General features: G+C 71.7%; 2 protein-coding genes (both running past the window's edge). Both read left to right on the top strand.

Annotation, left to right across the window (positions count from 1 at the left end; genetic code table 11):
* Positions 1 to 14,915: the 3' portion of a non-ribosomal peptide synthase/polyketide synthase gene (locus tag I3V78_RS14165; protein ID WP_204488111.1), read on the top strand. Its footprint begins 4,426 nt before the window's first position; the window shows 14,915 of its 19,341 coding nt (coding positions 4,427-19,341); its start codon lies off the left edge, out of view; the stop codon is at positions 14,913 to 14,915.
* Positions 14,908 to 24,433, top strand: the beginning of a protein-coding gene (locus tag I3V78_RS14160) for a non-ribosomal peptide synthetase (RefSeq protein WP_204488109.1). It continues 21,341 nt past the right edge of the window; the window shows 9,526 of its 30,867 coding nt (coding positions 1-9,526); the start codon lies at positions 14,908 to 14,910; its stop codon lies beyond the right edge, outside the window. The genes I3V78_RS14165 and I3V78_RS14160 overlap by 8 nt, the downstream gene beginning before the upstream one ends.

The raw sequence follows: 24,433 nt of genomic DNA, 5'->3' as shown, positions 1-24,433 counted from the left end.
AGCCCGTGCCCGTGGGTGTCCCCGGCGAGCTGTACCTCTCCGGCCTGGGCCTGGCCCGTGGTTACCTCGGCCGTCCGGAGCTCACCGCCGAGCGCTTCCTGCCCAACCCCTTCGCCACCGGCGCCCGCATGTACCGCACCGGTGACAAGGTGCGCCTGCTGGCCGACGGCACCCTGGAGTACCTCGGTCGCCTCGACCACCAGGTGAAGGTGCGCGGCTTCCGGATTGAGTTGGGGGAGCTGGACGCCGTGCTCGCCCAGCACCCCGCCGTCCAGGACGTGCTCACCCTCGCGCGTGAGGACGTGCCCGGCGACAAGCGCCTCGTCGCCTACCTCGTGGCTCGCCCCGGCCAATCCGTGGACGTCGCCGAACTGCGCGCCTTCCTGGCGCGTCAGGTGCCCGAGTACATGGTGCCCTCGGCCTTCGTGGCCCTCTCCGCCCTGCCCCTCTCGCCCAACGGCAAGGTGGACCGCAAGGCCTTGCCCGCCCCCGAGGCCAGCCGCTCCGAGACGCGCGCCTTCGTCGCCCCGCGCAACCCCACCGAGCAGCTCCTCGCCTCTCTGTGGAGCCAGGTGCTCGGCGTGGAGCGCGTGGGCAGTGGTGATCATTTCTTCGAGCTGGGGGGCCACTCGCTGCTGGCCACGCAGGTCGTCTCCCGCGTCCGCGCCGCCTTCCGCGTGGAGTTGCCCCTGCGCGTCCTCTTCGAGGCCCCCACCCTCGAGGCGCTCGCGCTCAAGATCGACACGTCCCTGCGCTCGGGTCAGGGTGGGCAGTTGCCCGCGCTGCGCCCCGTGGCGCGTACGGACGCACTGCCCCTGTCGTTCGCGCAACAGCGCTTGTGGTTCCTCGAGCAGCTCGAGCCCGGCCTGGCCACCTACAACATGGCGGCCTCCGTCCAGCTCGAGGGCACGCTCGACGTGTCCGCCCTGGAGCGCGGCTTCCAGGCACTGGTGCAGCGCCACGAGTCCCTGCGCACCACCTTCCGCGCCACGGAGAAGGAGCCCGTCCAGGTCATCCACGCCGAGGTCGCGCTGCCCCTGCCCGTCATCGATCTGGCTGGGCTGCCCCAGGCCGAGCGTGAGGCAGAGGAGCGACGCCTGGCGCGCGAGGAGGCCCAGAGGCCCTTCGACCTCATCCGGGGTCCGCTGCTGCGGCTGAAGCTGCTCAAGCTCGAGGACACCCGGCACGTGTTGCTGCTGACGATGCACCACATCGTCGCCGACGGCTGGTCCATGGGCGTGCTCGTGCGCGAGGTGGGCGCCCTCTACGACGCCTTCTCCTCGGGCCGGTCCTCGCCCCTGCCCGCCCTGTCCGTGCAGTACGCCGACTACGCCGCCTGGCAGCGGGACTGGCTCCAGGGTGAGGCGCTCGAGACGCAGCTGGCCTACTGGCGCCAGCAGCTCGCCCACGCACCCAAGGTGCTGGAGCTGCCCACCGACAAGCCTCGGCCTCCGGTGCAGTCGTTCCGCGGCGCCACCCTCACCCGGCTGATGCCCCGGACGGTGTCGGACGCGCTCACCGCGCTCTGCCAGCGCGAGGGCACCACGCCCTTCATGGCGCTGCTCGCGGGCTTCCAGACGCTGCTCTCGCGCTACTCGGGCCAGACGGACATCGTGGTGGGCACGGACATCGCCGGCCGCACCCACGCGGACACCGAGGGCCTCATCGGCTTCTTCATCAACCAGCTCGTGATGCGGGGTGACCTCTCCGGAGACCCCACCTTCCGCGAGCTGCTCGGCCGCGCGCGCCACACCGCGCTCGGCGCCTACGCCCACCAGGACGTTCCCTTCGAGGAGCTGGTGCGCGAGCTCAACCCCGAGCGCAGCCTCGCCCACGCGCCGCTCTTCCAGGTGAAGCTCGTCCTCCAGAACGCGCCCACGTCCGAGGTCCGGCTGCCGGGTCTCACCGTGCGCAGCGCGGAGAGCGGCACTGGCGCGGCGAAGTTCGATCTCACGCTCGCCATCCACGAGACCGCCGAGGGCCTGTCCTGCCTGTGCGAGTACAGCACGGACCTGTACGAGGCGGACACCATCGCCCGGATGTTCGACCACCTCCAGGTCCTCCTGGAGGCCGCGGCTTCACACCCTGAGCAGCGGCTGTCCGCGCTGCCCCTGCTCTCCGAGTCCGAGCGCCAGCAGGTGCTCGTGGGGTGGAACGACGTGCGGGCGGAGTACCCGCGCGACGCCCTCGCCCACCAGCTCTTCGAGGCGCAGGCCCAGCGCACCCCCGACGCCGTCGCCGTGCAGATGGGCGAGGACAGCCTCACCTACCGTCAGCTCGACGCCCGCGCCAATCAGCTCGCCCATCACCTGCTGTCCCTGGGCGTCGGGCCCGACGTGCGCGTCGGCCTGTGTGTCGAGCGCTCCCTCCACATGGTCGTCGGCCTCCTCGGCATCCTCAAGGCCGGTGGCGCCTACGTCCCCCTCGACCCTTCCTACCCCGCCGAGCGCCTGGCCTTCATGCTGCGCGACTCGCTCACTCCCATCCTCCTCACCCAGGAACACCTCGCCGACGAGCTGCCCGTTCAAAGCGAGCTGCTCGTCCTCCTGGATGCCGAGTGGGACACCTTCATCGCCGCCCAGCCCGAGAGTTCGCCCCAGGCCCCCGTCCTGCCCGAGCACCTCGCCTACGTCATCTACACCTCGGGCTCCACGGGCACCCCCAAGGGCACCCTGCTGCACCACCGCGGCCTGTGCAACACGGGCCTGGCCACCGCCTCCGCCCACGGCTTCCACCCGGGCAGCCGCGTCCTACAGTTCGCCGCCTCCAGCTTCGACGCCTCCGTCTGCGAGGTGTTCTCCACCCTGCTGGCCGGCGCCTGCCTCGTCCTCGCCTCCCGCGAGGACATCCTCCCCGGTGCGCCCCTCCTCTCGCTGCTCACCTCCCAGCGCGTGAGCGCCGTCACCCTCACCCCCTCCGTCCTCTCCCAGCTCGAGCCCCAGCAGCTGCCCGGACTCGAAACCCTCATCTCCGCCGGTGAGACCTGCTCTCCCGAGCTGCTCGCCCGCTGGGCCCCGGGCCGCTCCTTCCTCAACGCCTACGGCCCCACCGAAGTCACCATCTGCGCCTCCATCACCGGCGCCCTCCAGCCCGGCCAGCCCCTCTCCATCGGCCGGCCCCTGCCCAACGTTCAGCTCTTCGTCCTCGACGCCCACCTGCACCCGGTGCCCGTGGGCGTCCCCGGTGAGCTTTTCGTCGCCGGCCCCGGCCTCGCTCGTGGCTACCTCGGCCGCCCGGAGCTCACGGCCGAGCGCTTCGTGCCCAACCCCTTCGCCTCCCACGGCGAGCGGCTCTACCGCACGGGCGACAAGGTGCGCCGACTGGCTGACGGCCAGCTGGAGTTCCTCGGCCGCCTGGACTCCCAGGTGAAGCTGCGCGGCTTCCGCATTGAGTTGGGCGAAGTGGAGAACGCCCTGCGCGCGCATGCCTCGGTGCACCAGGCCGCCGTCGTGCTGCGCGAGGACTCCGGCCACAAGCGGCTGGTGGCCTACCTCGTGCCCGCCTCCGGGCAGTCCCTGGACAGCAGCGCCCTGCACCAGCACCTCAAGGCCCGGCTGCCCGAGTACATGGTGCCCTCGGCCTTCGTGCCCCTCTCCGCCCTGCCCCTCACCTCCTCGGGCAAGTTGGACGTGGCCGCGCTGCCGGCCCTGGATGGTGAGCGTCCCTCCCTGGGCAAGCCCTACGCGGAGCCTCGCAATGACGTCGAGCGCCGGCTGGCCGCCGTCTGGTCCGAGCTGCTCGGCATCGAGCGCGTGGGCATCCACGACGACTTCTTCGAGCTGGGCGGCGACTCCATCATCGCTATCCAGGTGATCGCCCGCGCCCGCCAGAAGGGCCTGGAGCTCAACCCCAAGCAGCTCTTCCAGAACCAGACGATCGCCGCCCTCGCCGCGGTAGTGGGCTCGGCCCAGAGCGCGGGAGAGCAGGGTCCCGTCCAGGGCCTCGTCCCGCTCACGCCCATCCAGCGCGCCTTCTTCGAGTGGAACCTCCCGGCGCCGCACCACTACAACCAGCCGGTGCTGCTCGAGCTGCGCGAGCCCGTGGAGGCCTCGCGGCTGGAGCAGGCCCTGTCGCGGCTGGTGGAGCACCACGACGCGCTCCGCATGCGCTTCGTCCAGAAGGACGGCGGCTGGGAGCAGACCAACGCGGGCGTGGAGCGCACCGTCTCCGTGCGGTGCGTGGATCTCTCCGGCGTCCCGGAGACCGAGCGGGCCGAGGCCCTCGAGTCCGCGGCGGCCGAGGTGCAACGCGGCCTGGACCTCTCCGAGGGTCTGCTGCTGCGCGCGGCGCTGATGGACTTGGGCCCGGGACGCACGGGCCGGTTGCTCCTGGCCGCCCACCACTTGGTGGTGGACGCCGTGTCCTGGCGCATCCTGCTCGAGGACCTGGGCACGGCCTACGCGCAGCTGTCTCGCGGCGAGTCCGTCCTCCTGCCGCCCAAGAGCACCTCCTTCCAGGCCTGGGCCCAGCGCCTGAACGACTACGCCCGCTCCCCCGTGGTGGAGCAGGAGTTGGACACCTGGCTGCGGAGCGCCCCGTCCACCGCGCGGCTGCCCATGGACGAGCCCTCGGGGGCCAACACCGTGGCCTCGGCGCGTGAGCTGACGGTCTCCCTGGACGCCACGGAGACGCGCGCGCTGTTGCAGGAGCTGCCGACCGCCTACCGCACGCAGATCAACGACGTGCTGCTCACCGCGCTCGCGCAGAGCCTGCGCCAGTGGAGTGGCGGCAACCGCCTGACGGTGGACCTCGAGGGCCACGGCCGCGAGGATCTCTTCGAGGGCGTGGACCTGTCGCGCACGGTGGGCTGGTTCACCTCGCTCTACCCCGTCCAACTGGAGCTGCCGGAGACGGCGGGCCCGGTGGAGCAGCTGCGGGCGGTGCGCCACCAGCTGCGGCAGGTGCCCGGACGCGGCATCGGCTACGGGCTGCTGCGCTACCTGCGCCAGGACACGGCCGAGCGCCTGCGCGCGCTGTCGGCGGCGGAGGTGAGCTTCAACTACCTGGGCCAGCTCGACAACGCGGCCCCGGAGGCCTCCGCCTTCGCGCTCGCCCCCGAGCGGGGGGGCCCGGCCCGCGACGAGCGCGGCCTGCGCTCGCACCTGATCGAGGTGAACAGCCGCGTGCAGGACGGCTGCCTGCGGCTGACCTGGACGTACAGCGCCAACCTCCACCGCCCGGCCACCCTCCAGGCCGTGGCCGAGGGCTTCCTCACGGCGCTGCGCACGCTCATCGCCCAGCGCCACTCGCCGGAGGCGCAGCGCTACACCCCGTACGACTTCCCCCTGGCCCGGGTGGAGCAGCGCACGCTCGACCGGATCCTCCCGGCGGGTGCGCGGGTGGAGGACCTCTACCCGCTCTCCCCGATGCAGCAGGGTCAGCTCTTCCAGTCGCTCCTGGATCCGAACCGGAGCGTGTACTTCGTGCAGACGTTCTGGCGCTTCCACTCGGCGCTGGACGTACCCGCGTTCCGCAAGGCGTGGGAGACGGTGGTGGAGCGCCACGCCATCCTGCGCACGGCCTTCCTCTGGGAGGGGCTGGAGGAGCCGCTGCAGCTGGTGCACGCGAAGGTGGAGCTGCCCTGGCGGGAGCACGACTGGCGCGCGCACACCGAGGCGGAGCGTCCCGCGCTGCTCGAGGCCTTCCTCGCGGAGGATCGCGCGCGGGGCTTCCAGCTGAGCCGCGCGCCGCTGATGCGGATGGCCGTCCTCCGCATGGAGGACAACGTCTACCAGGTGGTGTGCAGCAACCATCACCTGCTGCTGGATGGGTGGAGCCTCGGCGTGCTCTTCAAGGAGCTGCTGCCGCTCTACGATGCCTTCACCCAGGGCCAGACGCTCGGGCTCGAGCGGCCCACGCCCTTCCGGGACTACATCGCCTGGCAGCGGCGGCAGGAGCTGTCGCGGGCCGAGTCCTTCTGGCGGCGCACGCTCGAGGGTTTCACCGCGCCGACGCCGCTGCCGGCGGACGCCGCGCCCGGTCTGCCGGAGAGCGAGTGGAAGGAGCTGGGGGACCGCGAGCTGCGCCTGGCGCCCGCGGCCACGACGGCGCTGCAGTCCTTCGCGCGCCAGCACCAGCTCACCCTGAACACGCTGGTGCAGGCGGCGTGGGCGGTGGTGCTCGCCCAGTACAGCGGTGAGCAGGACGTCCTCTTCGGCGTGACGGTGTCCGGCCGTCCGGCGGAGCTGTCCGGCGTCGAGTCGATGCTGGGCCTGTTCATCAACTCGCTGCCGCTGCGCGTGCGCGTGTCCCCCGCCGAGCCGATGTTGGCCTGGCTGCAGGGGCTCCAGACACAGCAGGTGGAGCTGCGTCAGTACGAGCACAGCCCGCTGGTGCAGGTGCAGGGCTGGAGCGAGGTGCCCCGCGGCACGCAGCTCTTCGACAGCCTGATGGTGTTCGAGAACTACCCCATCGACGCCTCGGTGCGGCAGCAGGCCCAGCACATGGACGTGCGGGACTTCCAGGCGGTGGAGCGGTTCACCTTCCCGCTCGGCCTGACGGTGGTGCCCGGCCAGGAGCTGCTGCTCAAGCTGTCCGCCAAGGCCCCCCGCTTCGACGCCGCCAGCGTCGACCGGCTGCTGGTGCAGCTGCGCACCGTGCTGGAGCAGATGGCCGCGAGGCCCGAGCAGCACGTGGGGGAGCTCACGCTGCTGGGCCCGGCCGAGCGTCAGCAGGTGCTCGTGGCGTGGAACGAGACGGGGACGGACTACCCCCGGGACACGTGTGTCCACACCCTGGTGGAGGCCCAGGCCCGTCGCGCGCCCGAGGCGCTGGCGATCGGCTCCGCGTCCGGCACGCTCTCCTTCGACGCGCTCGACCGCCGCGCCAACCAGCTCGCCCACCACCTGCGCATGCTGGGCGTGGATCGCGGGGCGCTCGCGGGCGTCTGCCTGCCGCGCTCCCCGGACATGGTCGTCGCCCTGCTCGCCATCCTCAAGGCGGGCGGCGCCTACGTCCCGCTCGATCCCTCGTACCCCATGGAGCGGCTGTCCTTCATGGTGCGCGACGCGGGCATCTCCGTCCTCGTCACCCTCACGGACATCGCCGACGAGCTGCCCTCCCAGGGCGAGCAGCTTTTCTGCATGGACACCGACTGGGACATGGTCTCCGCCAACCCCGAGGAGGCGCCCGAGCGCACCACCGGCGCGGAGGACCTCGCCTACGTCATCTACACCTCCGGCTCCACGGGCCAGCCCAAGGGCGTGGAGATCCGTCACAGCGGCTTGATGAACCTGGTGACGTGGCACCAGCGCGCCTACGCCGTGACGCCCGAGGACCGGGCCACCCAGCTGGCCGGCGTGGCCTTCGACGCGTCCGTCTGGGAGCTGTGGCCCTACCTCACCGCGGGCGCCAGCATCCACATGCCCTCCGAGGACGTGCGCGCCATGCCCTCGCGGCTGGTGGAGTGGCTGGCCTCGGAGAAGATCACCCTCAGCTTCCTGCCCACCCCGCTGGCCGAGGCCGTCCTGCAGGAGACCTGGCCCGAGGACATGGCCCTGCGCGTGCTGCTCACGGGCGGAGACCGGCTCAGCCGCCGTCCGTCGCGGGCGCTGCGCACGCGCCTGGTCAACCACTACGGCCCCACCGAGAGCACCGTGGTGGCGAGCTGCGCTCCCGTGGCGCCCGAGGGCGAGGAGCGGGGACTGCCGCCCATCGGCACGCCCATCTCCAACACCCGCGTCTACCTGCTGGACCGCGACCTGCGGCCAGTGGGCATCGGGGTCCCGGGCGAGCTGTTCATCGGCGGCGAGAGCCTCGCGGTGGGCTACCTGCGCCGGCCGGAGCTCACCGCCGAGCGCTTCATCCCCAACCCCTTCAGCACCCAACCCGGCGCCCGGCTCTACCGCACCGGTGACAAGGCCCGCTACCTGGCCGACGGCCGCATCGAGTACCTCGAGCGCATCGACTTCCAGGTGAAGGTGCGCGGCTTCCGCATCGAGCTGGGAGAGATCGAAGAGGCGCTCGTCCGCCACAACTCCGTCAAGCAGGCGGTGGTGCTGGTGCGCGAGGACGTCCCGGGCGACAAGCGCCTGGTGGCCTACGTCGTGCCGCGCCCCGGTCTCGACCTGGACGCGCTGGAGCTGCGCAAGCACCTGCAGGGCAAACTGCCCGAGTACATGGTGCCCGCCGCCTTCGTCAACATGGAGGCCCTGCCGCTCACCGCCAACGGCAAGGTGGACCGCAAGGCCCTGCCCCCGCCGGATGGCGCGTCCGAGGTGCGCGAGCACGTCTTCGTCGCGCCCCGCACGCCCAGCGAGGAGCTGCTCGCCAACGTCTGGAAGCAGGTGCTCAACGTGGAGCGCGTGGGCATCCACGACGACTTCTTCGAGCTGGGCGGCCACTCGCTCTTCGCCACCCAGGTCATCTCCCGCATCCGCACCGTCTTCGGGGTGGAGCTGCCCCTGAACAACCTCTTCGAGGCGCGCACCGTCGCCGAGCTCACCCTCCTGGTGGAGCAGGCCGTGCGTGGCAGCAAGGGCCTCGAGGCGCCGCCCCTCGTGCCCGTCTCCCGTGACGGCGCCCTGCGGCTGTCCTTCGCCCAGCAGCGCCTGTGGTTCCTCGACCAGATGGACCCGGGCAATGCCTCCTTCAACATCTCGGCCGCGGTGCGCCTGAAGGGCACGCTGGACGAGGCCGCGCTGGAGCAGGCCTTCCACGCGCTGGTCCAGCGCCAGGAGGTGCTGCGCACCACGTTCCAGTCCGGAGAGGACGGGCCCGTCCAGATCGTCCACCCGGCCGAACCGCTGCCCCTGCACTCCGTGGATCTGCGCACGCTCAACGCCCACGTGCGGGAAGAGACGGCCCGGCGGCTGGCGGGCGAAGAGGCCCTCAAGCCCTTCGACCTGGCGCGGGGTCCGCTCTTCCGCGTCTCCCTGATGCGGCTGTCCGAGCAGGAACACCTGCTGCTGCTGACGATGCACCACATCGTCTCCGATGGCTGGTCCACCGGCCCGCTCATCCGGGAGGTGGCGGCGCTGTACCAGGCCTTCGCCTCGGGTGAGCCCTCGCCCCTGCCCGAGCTGCCCGTGCAGTACGCCGACTTCGCGGCGTGGCAGCGCGGCTGGCTGCGCGACGAGGCCCTGGAGACCCAGCTCGCCTACTGGCGCCAGCAGCTCGCGGGCGCCCCCCAGGTCATCGAGCTCCCCGCGGATCACGCGCGTCCGGCGGTGCAGTCCTCGCGCGGCGCCCACCTGCGGGCGGTGATGCCTCGCCGGGTCGCCGAGGCCCTCGAGGCGCTCGGCCGCGAGGAGGGCTCGTCCCTCTTCATGGCGCTGCTCGCGGGCTTCCAGACGCTGCTGCACCGCTACTCCGGCGAGACGGACGTGGTGGTGGGCACGGACATCGCCAACCGCACTCGGGCCGAGACCGAGGGCCTCATTGGCTTCTTCGTCAACCAGCTCGTGATGCGGGGGGACCTCTCCGGAGACCCCACCTTCCGCGAGCTGCTCGGCCGCGTGCGCCACACCGCGCTCGAGGCCTACGCCCGCCAGGACGTTCCCTTCGAGGAGCTGGTGCGCGAGCTCAACCCCGAGCGCAGCCTCGCCCATGCGCCGCTCTTCCAGGTGAAGCTCATCCTGCAGAACGCGCCCGAGACCACGCTCGAGCTGCCGGGGCTCACCCTCAGCCACGTGGAGGGCGAGGACTCCGGCACGTCCAAGCTGGACATGACGCTGTCCTTCACCCGCACGGCGCAGGGACTCGCCTGCTCGTGGGAGTACAGCACGGACCTGTACGAGGCGGACACCATCGCCCGGATGTTCGACCACCTCCAGGTCCTCCTGGAGGCCGCCGCCGCCCATCCCGACCAGCGTCTGTCCGCGCTGCCCCTGCTCTCCGAGTCCGAGCGCCGCCGCATCCTCGTCGACTGGAACGACACGCGCCTGGAGCTGCCTCAGGACGTCCTCGCCCACCAGCTCTTCGAGGCCCAGGCGGCACGCACCCCGGACGCCATCGCCGTGCAGATGGGTGAGGAGTCGCTCACCTACCGTCAGCTCGACGCCCGCGCCAATCAGCTCGCCCACCACCTGCTGTCCCTCGGCGTCGGGCCTGACGTGCGTGTCGGCCTGTGCGTCGAGCGCTCGCTCCACATGGTCGTCGGCCTCCTCGGCATCCTCAAGGCCGGTGGCGCCTACGTCCCCCTCGACCCCTCCTACCCCGCCGAGCGCCTGGCCTTCATGCTGCGCGACTCGCTCACCCCCATCCTCCTCACCCAGGAACACCTCGCCGACGAGCTGCCCGTCCAGAGCGAGCTGCTCGTCCTCCTGGACGCCGAGTGGGACTCCTTCATCGCCTCCCAGCCCGAGAGCGCGCCCCACGCGCCCGTGCTCCCCGAGCACCTCGCCTACGTCATCTACACCTCGGGCTCCACCGGCACCCCCAAGGGCACCCTGCTGCACCACCGTGGCCTGTGCAACACCGCCCTGGCCTCCATCCACACCCACCAGCTCTCCCCCGCTGACCGCGTCCTGCAGTTCGCCGCCTTCAGCTTCGACACCTCCGTCTCCGACTTCTTCCGCACCCTGCTCAGCGGCGCCCGCCTCGTGCTCGCCACGCGCGAGCAGATTCTCCCCGGCCCCGTCCTGCATGAGCTGATGGAGGCCCAGGGCGTCACCGCCGCCATCCTCACCCCCTCCGTCCTCGCCCAGCTCGAGCCGGACCAGCTGCCCTCCTTGCGCACCCTCATCTCCGCCGGTGAGGCCTGCACCCCCCAGCTCGTCGAGCGCTGGCAGCCCGGCCGCCGCTTCCTCAACGAGTACGGCCCCACCGAAATCACCGTCTGCGCCACGATTGACACCGAGGTGTCCGCCCAGCGCCTCACCATCGGCCGCGCCATTCCCAACGCCCAGCTCTTCGTGCTCGACGCACGCTTGCAGCCGGTGCCCGTGGGTGTGCCCGGGGAGCTGTTCATCGGTGGCCCGGGCCTGGCCCGCGGCTACCACGGCCGCCCGGAGCTCACGGCCGAGAAGTTCGTCCCCCACCCCTTCTCCGCCAGTGGCGAGCGCCTCTACCGCACCGGCGACAAGGTGCGCTGGTTGCCCGACGGTCGCCTCGACTTCCTCGGCCGCCTGGACTCCCAGGTGAAGCTGCGCGGCTTCCGCATTGAATTGGGCGAAGTGGAGAACGCCCTGCGCGCGCACCCCGCCGTGCAGCAGGCCGTCGCCCTGGTGCGCGAGGACGCCCCCGGCGACAAGCGCCTGGTGGGCTACCTCGTGCCCCACCCCGGCCAGTCCCTGGACATCGCCGAGGCCCGCGCCCTCGCCAAGGAGAAGCTGCCCGAGCACATGGTGCCCTCCGCCTTCGTCCTGCTGGAGGCCCTGCCCCTCACCCCCAGCCGCAAGGTGGACCTCAAGGCCCTGCCTCCCCCGGGCGCTCAGCTCCTGGACGCGGGTGACGGCTACCTCGCTCCGCGCACGCCCACCGAGGAGCTGCTGGCCGCCCAGTGGAGCCAGCTGCTCGGCGTGGCCCGCGTGGGCCTGCAGGACAACTTCTTCGAGCTGGGCGGCCACTCCCTCCTGGCCACCCAGGTCATCTCCCGCATCCGCGCCACCTTCGGCGTGGACCTGCCCATCAACGAGCTGTTCGAGTCGCCCACCGTCGCCGGCATCGCCCTGGCCCTTCAGGCCCGTCTGAGCGGCGCCGGCCATCAGGCCCCGCCGCTGCTCCCCGTGCCTCGCACGGGCGAGTTGCCCCTGTCCTTCGCCCAGCAGCGCCTCTGGTTCCTCGAGCAGCTCGAGCCCGGCCAGGCCACCTACAATCTCCCGCTCGCGATGGAGCTGGAGGGGGAGTTGGACGTGGCCGCCCTGGAGCGCGGCTTCCAGGAGCTGGTGCGCCGCCACGAGGCCCTGCGCACCACCTTCCGCGCCACCGACGCGGAAGCCGTCCAGGTCATCCACTCCGAGGTCTCGCTGTCCCTGCCCGTCATCGATCTGAGCACCGTCTCCGAGACGGAGCGTCAGGACGAGGCGCGGCGCCTGGCGCACGAGGAGTCCGGTCGCCCGTTCGATCTCATCCGCGGCCCGCTGTTCCGGGTGAAGCTGCTGAAGCTCGAGGAGACGCGGCACGTGCTGCTGCTGACGATGCACCACATCGTCTCCGACGGCTGGTCCATGGGCATCCTCGTCAAGGAGGTCGCGGCCCTGTACCAGGCGTTCACCACGGGCCAGCCCTCGCCCCTGCCCGAGCTGCCCGTGCAGTACGCCGACTTCGCGGCGTGGCAGCGCGGCTGGCTGCGCGACGAGGCCCTGGAGGCCCAGCTCGCCTACTGGCGTGAGCACCTCACCGGCGCGCCCCAGGTGTTGGAGCTGCCCACCGACAGGCCCCGGCCCGCGGTGCAGACGTACCGGGGTGCCAGCCACTCCGTCGCGCTGCCCGAGGCGCTCTCGCGCGCCATCACCACCCTGGGCCAGCAGGAGGGCACCACGCCCTTCATGGTGCTGCTCGCGGCCTTCAACGCCGTGCTCTCGCGCTACTCCGGCCAGCAGGACATCAGCGTCGGCTCGCCCATCGCCGGCCGTACGCACGCGGACACCGAGGGCCTCATCGGCTTCTTCGTGAATACGCTCGTGCTGCGCACCCGCATGGAGGGCAACCCCTCCTTCCGCGAGCTGCTCGGCCGCGTGCGCCAGGCCACGCTCGGGGCCTACGCCCACCAGGACATCCCCTTCGAGAAGCTCGTCGAGGAACTCAAGCCCCAGCGCAGCCAGAGCTACTCGCCGCTCTTCCAGGTGATGTTCGCCTTCCAGAACGCACCCGCCACCACCGGGTCGTCCGCGAGCGCGCTCACCCTGCGCCCGCTCGAGTCGGCCAACCAGACGGCCCGCTTCGACCTCATCCTCTCGCTCGCCGATGCGCCCGAGGGCTTCCGCGGCACCATCGACTACAACGTCGATCTCTTCGACACGTCGACGGTGGGCCGCCTGTTCGACCACATGCGCGTGCTGCTCGAGGCCGCCACGGCGCATCCCGATCAGCGCCTGTCCGCGCTGCCGATGCTCACCGAGGCCGAGCGCCAGCAGGTGCTCGTGGGGTGGAACGACGTGCGGGCGGAGTACCCGCGCGACGCCCTCGCCCATCAGCTCTTCGAGGCTCAGGCGGCACGTACCCCGGACGCCCTCGCCGTGCAGATGGGCGAGGAGACGCTCACCTACCGCCAGCTCGACGCCCGCGCCAATCAGCTCGCCCACCACTTGCGTTCCCTGGGCGTCGGCCCCGAGGTCCGCGTCGGTCTGTGCATCGAGCGCTCGTTCCACATGGTCGTCGGCCTCCTCGGCATCCTCAAGGCCGGTGGCGCCTACGTGCCGCTGGATCCGGCGTACCCCCGCGAGCGTCTGGCCTTCATGGTGAAGGACTCCGCCGTGCCGCTGCTGCTCACCCAGCAGGCACTCCGCGACGTGCTGCCCCTCGACGGCCAGCGGGTGCTGTGCCTGGACACGGACGGGAGCGCCATCTCCGCCCAGCCCGAGAGCGCGCCTGACGCGCCCGTGCTCCCCGAGCACCTCGCCTACGTCATCTACACCTCGGGCTCCACCGGCACGCCCAAGGGCACCCTGCTGCACCACCGCGGCCTGTGCAACACGGGCCTGGCCACCGCCTCCGCCCACGGCTTCCACCCGGGCAGCCGCGTCCTGCAGTTCGCCGCCTCCAGCTTCGACGCCTCCGTCTGCGAGGTGTTCTCCACCCTGCTGGCCGGCGCCTGCCTCGTCCTCGCCTCCCGCGAGGACATCCTCCCCGGTGCGCCCCTCCTCTCGCTGCTCACCTCTCAGCGCGTGAGCGCCGTCACCCTCACCCCCTCCGTCCTCTCCCAGCTCGAGCCCCAGCAGTTGCCCGGACTCGAAACCCTCATCTCCGCCGGTGAGGCCTGCTCCCCCGAGCTGCTCGCCCGCTGGGCCCCGGGCCGCTCCTTCCTCAACGCCTACGGCCCCACCGAAGTCACCATCTGCGCCTCCATCACCGGCGCCCTCCAGCCCGGCCAGCCCCTCTCCATCGGTCGGCCCCTGCCCAACGTTCAGCTCTTCGTCCTCGACGCCCATCTGCACCCGGTGCCCGTGGGCGTCCCCGGTGAGCTCTTCGTCGCCGGCCCCGGCCTCGCCCGCGGCTACCTTGGCCGCCCGGAGCTCACGGCCGAGCGGTTCGTCCCCAACCCCTTCGCCTCCACCGGCGAGCGGCTCTACCGCACGGGCGACAAGGTGCGCCGACTGGCTGACGGCCAGCTGGAGTTCCTCGGCCGCCTGGACTCCCAGGTGAAGCTGCGCGGCTTCCGCATTGAGCTGGGCGAAGTGGAGAACGCCCTGCGCGCGCACGCCTCGGTGCACCAGGCCGCCGTCGTGCTGCGCGAGGACGCGGGCCACAAGCGCCTGGTGGCCTACCTCGTGCCCACCTCCGGCCAGTCCCTGGACAGCAGCGCCCTGCACCAGCACCTCAAGGCCCGCCTGCCCGAGTACATGGTGCCCTCGGCCTTCGTGCCCCTCTCCGCCCTGCCCCTCACCTCCTCGGGCAAGCTGGACGTGGCCGCGCTGCCGGCCCTGGATGGTGAGCGGCCCACCCTGGGCAAGCCCTACGTGGAGCCTCGCAACGACGTCGAGCAGCAGCTGGCCGCGCTCTGGGCGGAGCTGCTCGGCATCACGCGCGTGGGCATCCACGACGACTTCTTCGAGCTGGGCGGCCACTCGCTGCTGGCCACCCAGATCGTCTCTCGTATCCGCCGGGATTTCGGCGTGGAGCTGCCTTTGCGCCAGCTCTTCGACGAGCCCACGGTGGCCAATCTCGCGGAACAGATCGTGACGGCGCAGGCCTCCGGCATCGACGCGGATGAGCTGGAAAGGCTCATGGCGGAGATGGAAGCAGAGGACGCGTCGTCGGAAACCCCATCGGACTCGCAGGACAAGCGCCTCAAGGAGGCCGCCAACAATGAGTGACATCTACAAGCGCCTCGCCAACCTCCCCAAGGAGAAGCAGGAGCAGCTGCTACGCAAGCTGCGCGAGCGCGGTGGACAAGCTCCCCGGCAGGAGATTCCGCGCCAGCCGCGCACGGCGTCCTCCTTCCCGCTGTCGTTCGCCCAGCAGCGCCTGTGGTTCCTGGATCAGCTCGAGCCGGGCAGCCCGCTCTACAACATGCCGGCGGCCGTGCGGCTGCGGGGCGCGCTCGACCTGGGCGCGCTGGAGCGCAGTTTCGGCGAGCTGGTGCGCCGCCACGAGGCCCTGCGCACGACGTTCCGCAACGACGAAGGCACGCCGGTGCAGGTCATCGCCCCGCCTTTCACCCCGCGCCTGGAGTTGAAGGATCTGCGCGCCGTCCCGGCCCCGACGCGCGAGCAGGACGCGCTGCGGCTGATGCACGAGGAGGCTCAGCGCTCCTTCGATCTCGCGCAGGGTCCGCTGCTGCGGGTGGTGCTGTTCCAACTGGGCGAGCAGGATCACCTGCTGCTGCTGGCGATGCACCACATCGTCTCCGACGGCTGGTCCATGGGCATCCTCATCCGGGAGATGGCGGCGCTCTACCGCGGCTTCTCCAGCGGCAAGGCCCTGCCCCTGCCCGATCCGTCCCACCAGTACGCGGACTACGCCACGTGGCAGCGCGACTGGCTCAAGGGCGAGGTGCTCGAGGCGCAGCTGGCGTACTGGCGCACGCAGCTGGCGGGCTCGGAGCAGCCGCTGGAGCTGCCCACGGATCGCCTCCGCCCGGCGGTGCAGACGCACCGGGGCGCGCTCGAGCCGGTGCGCCTGTCCTCCCAGGTGTCCACGGCGCTCAAGGAGCTGGCCAAGAAGGAGGGCGTCACGCCCTTCATGCTGCTCTTGGCGGCCTTCCAGACGCTGCTGCACCGCTACACCGGCCAGGACGCCATCAGCGTCGGCTCGCCCATCGCCGGTCGCGGCCGCAGCGAGCTGGAAGGCATCATCGGCTTCTTCGTCAACACGCTCGTGCTGCGCACGCGCCTGGAGGGCAACCCCACCTTCCGTGAGCTGCTGGCCCGCGTGCGCGAGGTGACCCAGGGCGCCTACGATCACCAGGACGTCCCCTTCGAGAAGCTGGTGGACGAGCTGCAGCCAGAGCGCAACCTGAGCCGCTCGCCGCTCTTCCAGGTGATGCTCTCCTTCCAGAACGCGCAGACGCCCGCGATGGACATGCCGGGGCTGAGCCTGAGCCAGCTGGAAGTGGACAGCCAGGCGGCCAAGTTCGACCTCAGCCTGGTGATGGGCGAGAGCCCCGAGGGCTTCAGCGGCGGGCTCGAGTACAACGTCGATCTCTTCGAGGCGAGCACCGCGGCGCGCTTCGCCGGGCACCTCGTGTGCCTGCTGGAGGGCATCGCGGCGGCCCCCGACACCCGCCTGTCGGCGCTCCCCCTGCTCACCGCGGCCGAGCGTCACCAGGTGCTCGTCGAGTGGAACGCCACCCGCACGGAGTTCCCCCGTGACACCACGCTGCACGCGCTCTTCGAGGCCGAGGTGGCCCGGCGCCCGGACGCGGTGGCCGTGGAGGACGCGCACGAGCGACTGACGTACCGGGAGCTGGATGCCCGGGCCAACCAGCTCGCCTGGTACCTGCGCCGTCAGGGCGTGGGTCCGGACGTGCGGGTGTGCCTGTGCGTGGACCGCTCGCCCGAGCTCATCGTCTCCCTGCTGGGCATCCTCAAGGCCGGTGGCGCCTATGTGCCCCTGGACTCCACGTACCCGCGTGAGCGCCTCGTCGCCATGGTGGAGGACGCGCGTCCGCAGGTGCTGGTGACGACGCGGCGCTCCCTGGAGGCCCTGCCCACCCAGGGCGCGCGGGCCGTGCTGCTCGACGAGGTCCGCGAGGACATCGCCCGGGAGCCCACCCATGCGCCCCAGAGCGGCGCCTCGGCGCGCAACCTGGCCTATATCGACTTCACCTCGGGCTCCACCGGCCGTCCCAAGGGCGTGTGCATCGAGCACCGCTCCGTGGCGCGGCTGGTGCGCGGGGTGGACTACGCGGACCTGGGGGAGGGGCACACCTTCCTGCTCATCGCGCCCATCTCCTTCGACGCCTCCACGCTGGAGGTGTGGGGCTGCCTGCTCAACGGCGGTCGGCTGGTGCTCTTCCCCGCCCACGCTCCGGGCGACGTGAAGGAGCTGGAGGAGCTGCTCGCGCGCCATCAGGTGACGACGCTGCACCTCACCGCGGGCCTCTTCACGCAGATGGTGGACGCGAACCTGGAGGGGCTGCGTCCCGTGAAGCAGCTGCTCACCGGTGGCGACGTGGTGTCCGCGCCCCACGTGCGGCGCACGCTGGAGGAGCTGCGCATCCCGGTGACGGCCTGCTACGGCCCCACCGAGAGCACCACCTTCGCGAGCTGCTTCCGCATGACGCGCGCCGAGCAGGTGGGCAGCGCCGTGCCCATTGGCCGGCCCATCGGCAACACGCAGATCTACATCCTGGATCGCCACCAGAACCCGCTGCCGGCGGGCATGCCGGGCGAGCTGTACATCGGCGGTGACGGCCTGGCGCGGGGCTACCTGGAGCTGCCGGAGCTGACGGCGGAGAAGTTCCTGCCCAACCCCTTCGCCACCGAGTTCGGCGCGCGGATGTACCGCACCGGGGACCTGGCGCGCTTCCGGCCAGACGGGGTGCTGGAGTTCCTGGGCCGCATCGACAGCCAGGTGAAGATCCGCGGCTTCCGCGTGGAGCTGTCGGAGGTGGAGACGGCGCTGCTCGGGCACCCGGAGGTGCGCGAGGCGGTGGTGGTGGCCCGGCAGGACATCGGGAGCCACAAGCGGCTGGTGGCGTACGTGGCGGCCCCCAAGACGCTCGGGGCGGCCGAGCTGCGCGGCTTCCTCAAGGAGAAGCTGCCCGAGTACATGGTGCCCTCGGCCTTCGTGTGCCTGGAGGCCCTGCCCCTCACGGCCAACGGCAAGGTGGACCGCAAGGCGCTGCCCGCGCCGGAGGCGGTGCGCAACGCGGAGGACAGGCCCTACGTGGCACCGCGTGACGCCACCGAGCAGACCCTGGCCGACGTCTGGGCCAAGGTGCTCGGTGTGGCGCGCGTGGGCATCCACGACAACTTCTTCGAGCTGGGCGGCGACTCCATCGTCAGCCTCCAGGTGATCGCCCGCGCCCGTCAGGCGGGGCTGGAGCTGGCCCCCAAGCAGCTCTTCCAGCGGCAGACGATCGCCGAGCTGGCGCCCGTGGTGGGCCAGGCGCGCGCGCCCGCCGGAGAGCAGGGCGTGGTGCAAGGCACCGTGCCGCTTACCCCCATCCAGCGGGCCTTCTTCGAGTCGGGCCAGCCGGATCCCCACCACTACAACCAGGCCGTGATGCTCGAGGTGCGCGAGCGCCTGGACGCCGTGCTCCTGGAGCGGGCACTGCGGCGGCTGGTGGAGCACCATGACGCGCTCCGCATGCGCTTCACCCGCGAGGGCGACGCGTGGGCGCAGCACAACACGGGCGTGGAGCGTCCGCTGGTGCTGCGGCGGGTGGACCTGTCGGGCGTGCCGGACGCGGAGCTGCCGGCGGCCATCGAGCGGGCGGCGGCGGTGGAGCAGCGCGGCCTGGAGCTGGCCGAGGGGCTGCTCTTGCGCGCGGTGCTGATGGACCTGGGCCCGGCGCGGCCCGCCCGGCTGTTGCTGATCATCCACCACCTGGTGGTGGACACGGTGTCGTGGCGCACGCTGCTGGAGGACTTGAGCACGGCGTGCATGCAGCTGCGCCGGGGCGAGGCGGTGACGCTGCCGCCCAAGAGCACGTCCTTCAAGGCCTGGGCCGAGCAGCTGCGGGCGTACGCGCGCTCGGAGAAGGCCGGGGGCGAGCTGGCGCGCTGGCTGGAGGCGTGCGCGCCCACGGGTCGCGCGCTGCCGGTGGATGGGCCGGGAGGCGCCAACACGCTGGCCTCCGCGCGCGGACTGACGGTGGAGCTGGAGGTGGAGGAGACGCGCGCGCTGTTGCAGGAGGTGCCGGCCGCCTGGCGTGCCCGCACCGACGAGGTGCTGCTGGCCGCGCTCGCGCTGGGCTTCCAGCGCTGGACGGGCGGCGACGAGCTGCGCGTGGAGCTGGAGGGTCACGGCCGCGAGGATCTCTTCGAGGGCGTGGACCTGTCGCGCACGGTGGGCTGGTTCACCTCGGTGTACCCGGTGCGGCTGAAGGCCGCGGCGCGGGCCAGCGTGGGCGACGTGCTGCGGACCGTGCGGGACTCGATGCGGCAGGTGCCGGACCGTGGCCTCGGCTACGGGCTGCTGCGCTACCTGGGTGAGGGCGAGGCCGTGGATCGGCTGCGCGCCCTGCCCCGCGCCGAGGTGGCCTTCAACTACCTGGGCCAGTTCGACGGGACGGCGGCCAACGCCTCCACGCTGTTCTCCCTGGCGCGCGAGCCGAGCGGCGCCGCGGCCAGCGAGCACGGCACGCGCCCCCACCTGCTCGAGGTGAACGGACTCGTCCTGGAGGGACGTCTGCGGTTGACGTTCACCTACAGTGAGAACCTCCACACCCGCGCCACGGTGGAGACGCTCGCCCAGGGCTACCTGGGCGCGCTCCGGGAGCTCATCACTCAGCGCACGTCCGCGGATGCGCTGCGCTACACCCCGGCCGACTTCCCGCTCGCGCCGCTCGATCGCGAGGCGCTCGCGCGCGTGCTGCCGCCAGGCGAGCCGGTGGAGGACGTCTATCCGCTGTCCCCCATGCAGCAGGGCCTGCTCTTCCAGGCGCGGCTGGCGCCGGGCACGGGCGTGTACCTGGTGCAGTCCGCGTGGCGCTTCCACTCGGCCCTGGACGTGCGGGTGTTCCAGCGGGCCTGGGAGGCCCTGGTGGGGCGTCACGCCATCCTGCGGACCTCCTTCCGCTGGGAGGGGATGGACGCGCCGGTGCAGGTGGTCCATGCCCGGCCTCAACTGCCGTGGCAGGAGCTGGACTGGCGCGAGCTGTCCGAGCCCGAGCAGCGGATGCGGCTGGAGGCCTTCCTCGCGGAGGACCGGACGCGGGGGTTCGATCTGACGCGGGCGCCCCTGATGCGGGTGGCCGTGATGCGGCTGGCCGACGGGGTCCACCACATCGTCTGGTCGCACCACCACCTGCTGTTGGACGGGTGGAGCCTGGGCCTGCTCTTCAAGGACCTGTTCGCCTTCTACGAGCTGTTCGCGCGGGGCGAGCGGCCCGGCCTGGAGCCGGCGCCGCGCTACCGGGAGTACATCGCCTGGGTGCTCAAGCAGGACTTCGCCCAGACGGAGGCCGCGTGGCGGCAGGCCCTGGCCGGCTTCCCCGTGCCCACCCCGCTGCCGGGAGACGGGACGCCGGACGCGAAGAAGGGCGAGTTGGATCACCAGGAGCGGCGGGTTCGCTTCACCGCCTCCGCCACCACGGCGCTGCAGGCGTTCGCGCGCCAGCACCAGGTGACGTTGAACACCATGGTGCAGGCGGCGTGGGGCCTGGTGCTGGCCCGCTACAGCGGTGAGCGGGACGTCGTCTTCGGTGCCACGGTGTCCGGCCGTCCGGCGGACCTCGAGGGCGCCGGGGAGACGATGGGCCTGTTCATCAACACGCTCCCCGTGCGCGTGCGGATGCAGTCCGGGGACACGGTGGTGACGTGGCTGCAGCGGCTCCAGGCGCAGCAGTTGGAGATGCGCCAGTACGAGCACAGCCCGCTCGTGCGGGTGCAGACGTGGAGTGAGGTCCCGCGCGGGATGCCGCTGTTCGACAGCATCCTGGTCTTCGAGAACCTCCCGCTCGACGCCTCCGTCAAGGAGCGCTCCAGCACGCTGGACGTGCGGGACTTCGATGCCATCGAGCGCTTCACCTTCCCGCTCAACCTGACGGCGATTCCCGGTCGGGAGCTGTTGATCAAGATCGCGGCCAAGACCGAGCGGTTCACGGCGGACCTCGCCGGACAGCTGCTGGGTCACATGCAGGTGCTGCTGGAGGGCTTCCTCGCCCATCCCGCCCAGGATCCGCTCACGCTGCCGATGCTCACCGCGGCCGAGCGGCACCAGATCCTCGTGACGTGGAACGACACGCGTCTGGAGCTGCCCCAGGACGCCCTCGCCCACCAGCTCTTCGAGGCCCAGGCGCAGCGCACCCCGGACGCCATCGCCGTGCAGATGGGTGAGGAGTCGCTCACCTACCGCCAGCTCGACGCCCGCGCCAACCAGCTCGCCCACCACCTGCTGTCCCTCGGCGTCGGCCCCGACGTGCGTGTCGGCCTGTGCGTCGAGCGCTCCCTCCACATGGTCGTCGGCCTGCTCGGCATCCTCAAGGCCGGTGGCGCCTACGTCCCCCTCGACCCCTCCTACCCCGCCGAGCGCCTGGCCTTCATGCTGCGCGACTCGCTCACCCCCATCCTCCTCACCCAGGAGCACCTCGCCGACGAGTTGCCCGTCCAGAGCGAGCTGCTCGTCCTCCTGGACGCCGAGTGGGACTCCTTCATCGCCTTCCAGCCCGAGAGCGCGCCTGACGCGCCCGTGCTCCCCGAGCACCTCGCCTACGTCATCTACACCTCGGGCTCCACCGGCACCCCCAAGGGCACCCTGCTGCACCACCGTGGCCTGTGCAACACCGCCCTGGCCTCCATCCACACCCACCAGCTCACTCCGGCCGACCGCGTCCTGCAGTTCGCCGCCTTCAGCTTCGACACCTCCGTCTCCGACTTCTTCCGCACCCTGCTCAGCGGCGCCCGCCTCGTGCTCGCCACGCGCGAGCAGATTCTCCCGGGCCCCGTCCTGCATGAGTTGATGGAGGCCCAGGGCGTCACCGCCGCCATCCTCACCCCCTCCGTCCTCGCCCAGCTCGAGCCGGACAAGCTGCCCTCCTTGCGCACCCTCATCTCCGCTGGTGAGGCCTGCACCCCCCAGCTCGTCGAGCGCTGGCAGCCCGGCCGCCGCTTCCTCAACGAGTACGGCCCCACCGAAATCACCGTCTGCGCCACCATCGACACCGAGGTGTCCGCTCAGCGCCTCACCATCGGCCGCGCCATCCCCAACGCCCAGCTCTTCGTGCTCGACGCGCGGCTGCAGCCGGTGCCCGTGGGCGTGCCCGGGGAGCTCTTCATTGGCGGCCCGGGCCTGGCGCGCGGCTACCACGGCCGCCCGGAGCTCACGGCCGAGAAGTTCGTCCCCCACCCCTTCTCCGCCAGCGGCGAGCGCCTCTACCGCACCGGCGACAAGGTGCGCTGGCTGCCCGACGGTCGCCTGGACTTCCTCGGCCGCCTGGACTCCCAGGTGAAGCTGCGCGGCTTCCGCATTGAATTGGGCGAAGTGGAGAACGCCCTGCGCTTGCACCCCGCCGTGCAGCAGGCCGTCGCCCTGGTGCGCGAGGACGCCCCCGGCGACAAGCGCCTGGTGGGCTACCTCGTGCCCCACCCCGGCCAGTCCCTGGACATCGCCGAGGCCCGCGCGCTCGCCAAGGAGAAGCTGCCCGAGCACATGGTGCCCTCCGCCTTCGTCCTGCTGGAGGCCCTGCCCCTCACCCCCAGCCGCAAGGTGGACCTCAAGGCCCTGCCGCCCCCTGGCGCTCAGCTCCTGGACGCGGGTGACGGCTACCTCGCTCCGCGCACCCCCACTGAGGAGTTGCTGGCCGCGCAGTGGAGCCAGCTGCTCGGCGTGGCGCGCGTGGGCCTGCAGGACAACTTCTTCGAGCTGGGCGGCCACTCCCTCCTGGCCACCCAGGTCATCTCCCGCATCCGCGCCACCTTCGGCGTGGACCTGCCCATCAACGAGCTGTTCGAGTCGCCCACCGTCGCCGGCATCGCCCTGGCGCTCCAGGCGCGCCTGAGCGGCTCCGGCCACCAGGCGCCCCCACTGCTGCCCGCGCCTCGCACGGGCGAGTTGCCCCTGTCCTTCGCCCAGCAGCGCCTGTGGTTCCTCGAGCAGTTCGAGCCGGGGAACACCACCTACAACCTGTTCACGGCCGTTCGCATGGAGGGCGCGATCGACGTGTTCTCCCTGGAGCAGGGCTTCCAGGAGCTGGTGCGCCGTCACGAGTCGCTGCGCACCACCTTCCAGTCCACGGAGCAGGGTCCCCTCCAGGTCGTCCACCCCGAGGCCTCGCTGCCGCTGCCCGTCGTCGACCTGGGCTCTGTCCCGGAGAGCGAGCAGGAGGCGGAGATCCTCCGTCTCGCGCGCGAGGAGTCCGGCCGCTCCTTCGATCTCATCCAGGGCCCGCTGTTCCGGGTGAAGCTGCTGAAGCTGGATGAAGAGCGGCACGTGCTGTTGATGACGATGCACCACATCGTCTCCGACGGCTGGTCCATGAGCATCCTCATCCGCGAGGTCGCGGCCCTGTACCAGGCCTTCGCCGCGGGTGAGCCCTCGTCCCTGCCCGAGCTGCCCGTGCAGTACGCCGACTTCGCGGCGTGGCAGCGTGGCTGGCTGCGCGACGACGCCCTGGAGGCCCAGCTCGCCTACTGGCGTGAGCAGCTCACGGGCGCCCCCCAGGCACTCACGCTGCCCACGGACAAGCCTCGTCCCGCGGTCCAGACGTACCGTGGCGCCCTCCACACGGTGATGTTGCCGGTGGAGCTCTCGCGCGCCGTCACCACCCTGGGCCAGCAGGAGGGCGCCACGCCCTTCATGGTGTTCCTGGCCGCCTTCCAGGCCCTGCTCGCGCGCCACTCCGGCCAGCAGGACATCAGCGTGGGCTCGCCCATCGCCGGCCGTACGCATGCCGACACCGAGGGCCTCATTGGCTTCTTCGTGAACACGCTCGTGCTGCGCACCCGCCTGGACGGGGACCCCACCTTCCGCGAGCTGCTCGGCCGCGTGCGCCAGACTGCCCTGGGCGCCTATGCCCACCAGGACATCCCCTTCGAGAAGCTCGTCGAGGAGCTCGCGCCCCAGCGCAGCCTGAGCCACTCGCCGCTCTTCCAGGTGATGCTCGCCTTCCAGAACACCCCCGCCACCCGGTTCGAGCAGCCCGGGCTCGCGCTGACCACCCTGGCCCCCGAGAGCCAGACGTCGCTGTTCGATCTCACCCTCTCGTTGCAGGACACGCCCGAGGGGCTCGGGGCGACGCTCGAGTACAACACCGATCTGTTCGAGGCCGGCACGGCCGTGCGCATGCTCGAGCAGCTGCGCGTGCTGCTGGAGGCCGCGACCACCCAGCCCGAGCTGCGCCTGTCCACGCTGCCCCTGCTCACCGAGGCCGCGCGGCACCAGCTGCTGGTGGAGTGGAATGACACGCGGGCGGACTTCCCGGCCGAGGCCTGCCTCCACCACCTCGTCGAGGCCCAGGTGGCGCGCACCCCGGACGCCCTCGCCCTCCAGATGGGCGCGGAGTCCCTCACCTACCGCCAGCTGGACACGCGGGCCAATCAGCTCGCCTGGCACCTGCGCTCGCTGGGCGTGGGTCCCGAGGTGCGCGCGGGCGTGTGCTTCGAGCGCTCGCCCGAGCTGATCCTCTCCATCCTCGGCATCCTCAAGGCCGGCGGCGCCTATGTGCCGCTGGATCCCACGCTGCCCCAGGAGCGCCTGGCCTACATGGTCGAGGACTCCGCCGCGC

Origin of the sequence: Archangium primigenium (genome assembly GCF_016904885.1) — a bacterium.
In the GTDB taxonomy this organism is placed as follows: Bacteria; Myxococcota; Myxococcia; order Myxococcales; family Myxococcaceae; genus Cystobacter; species Cystobacter primigenius.
This window is presented reverse-complemented; position numbering and strand designations above follow the sequence as displayed.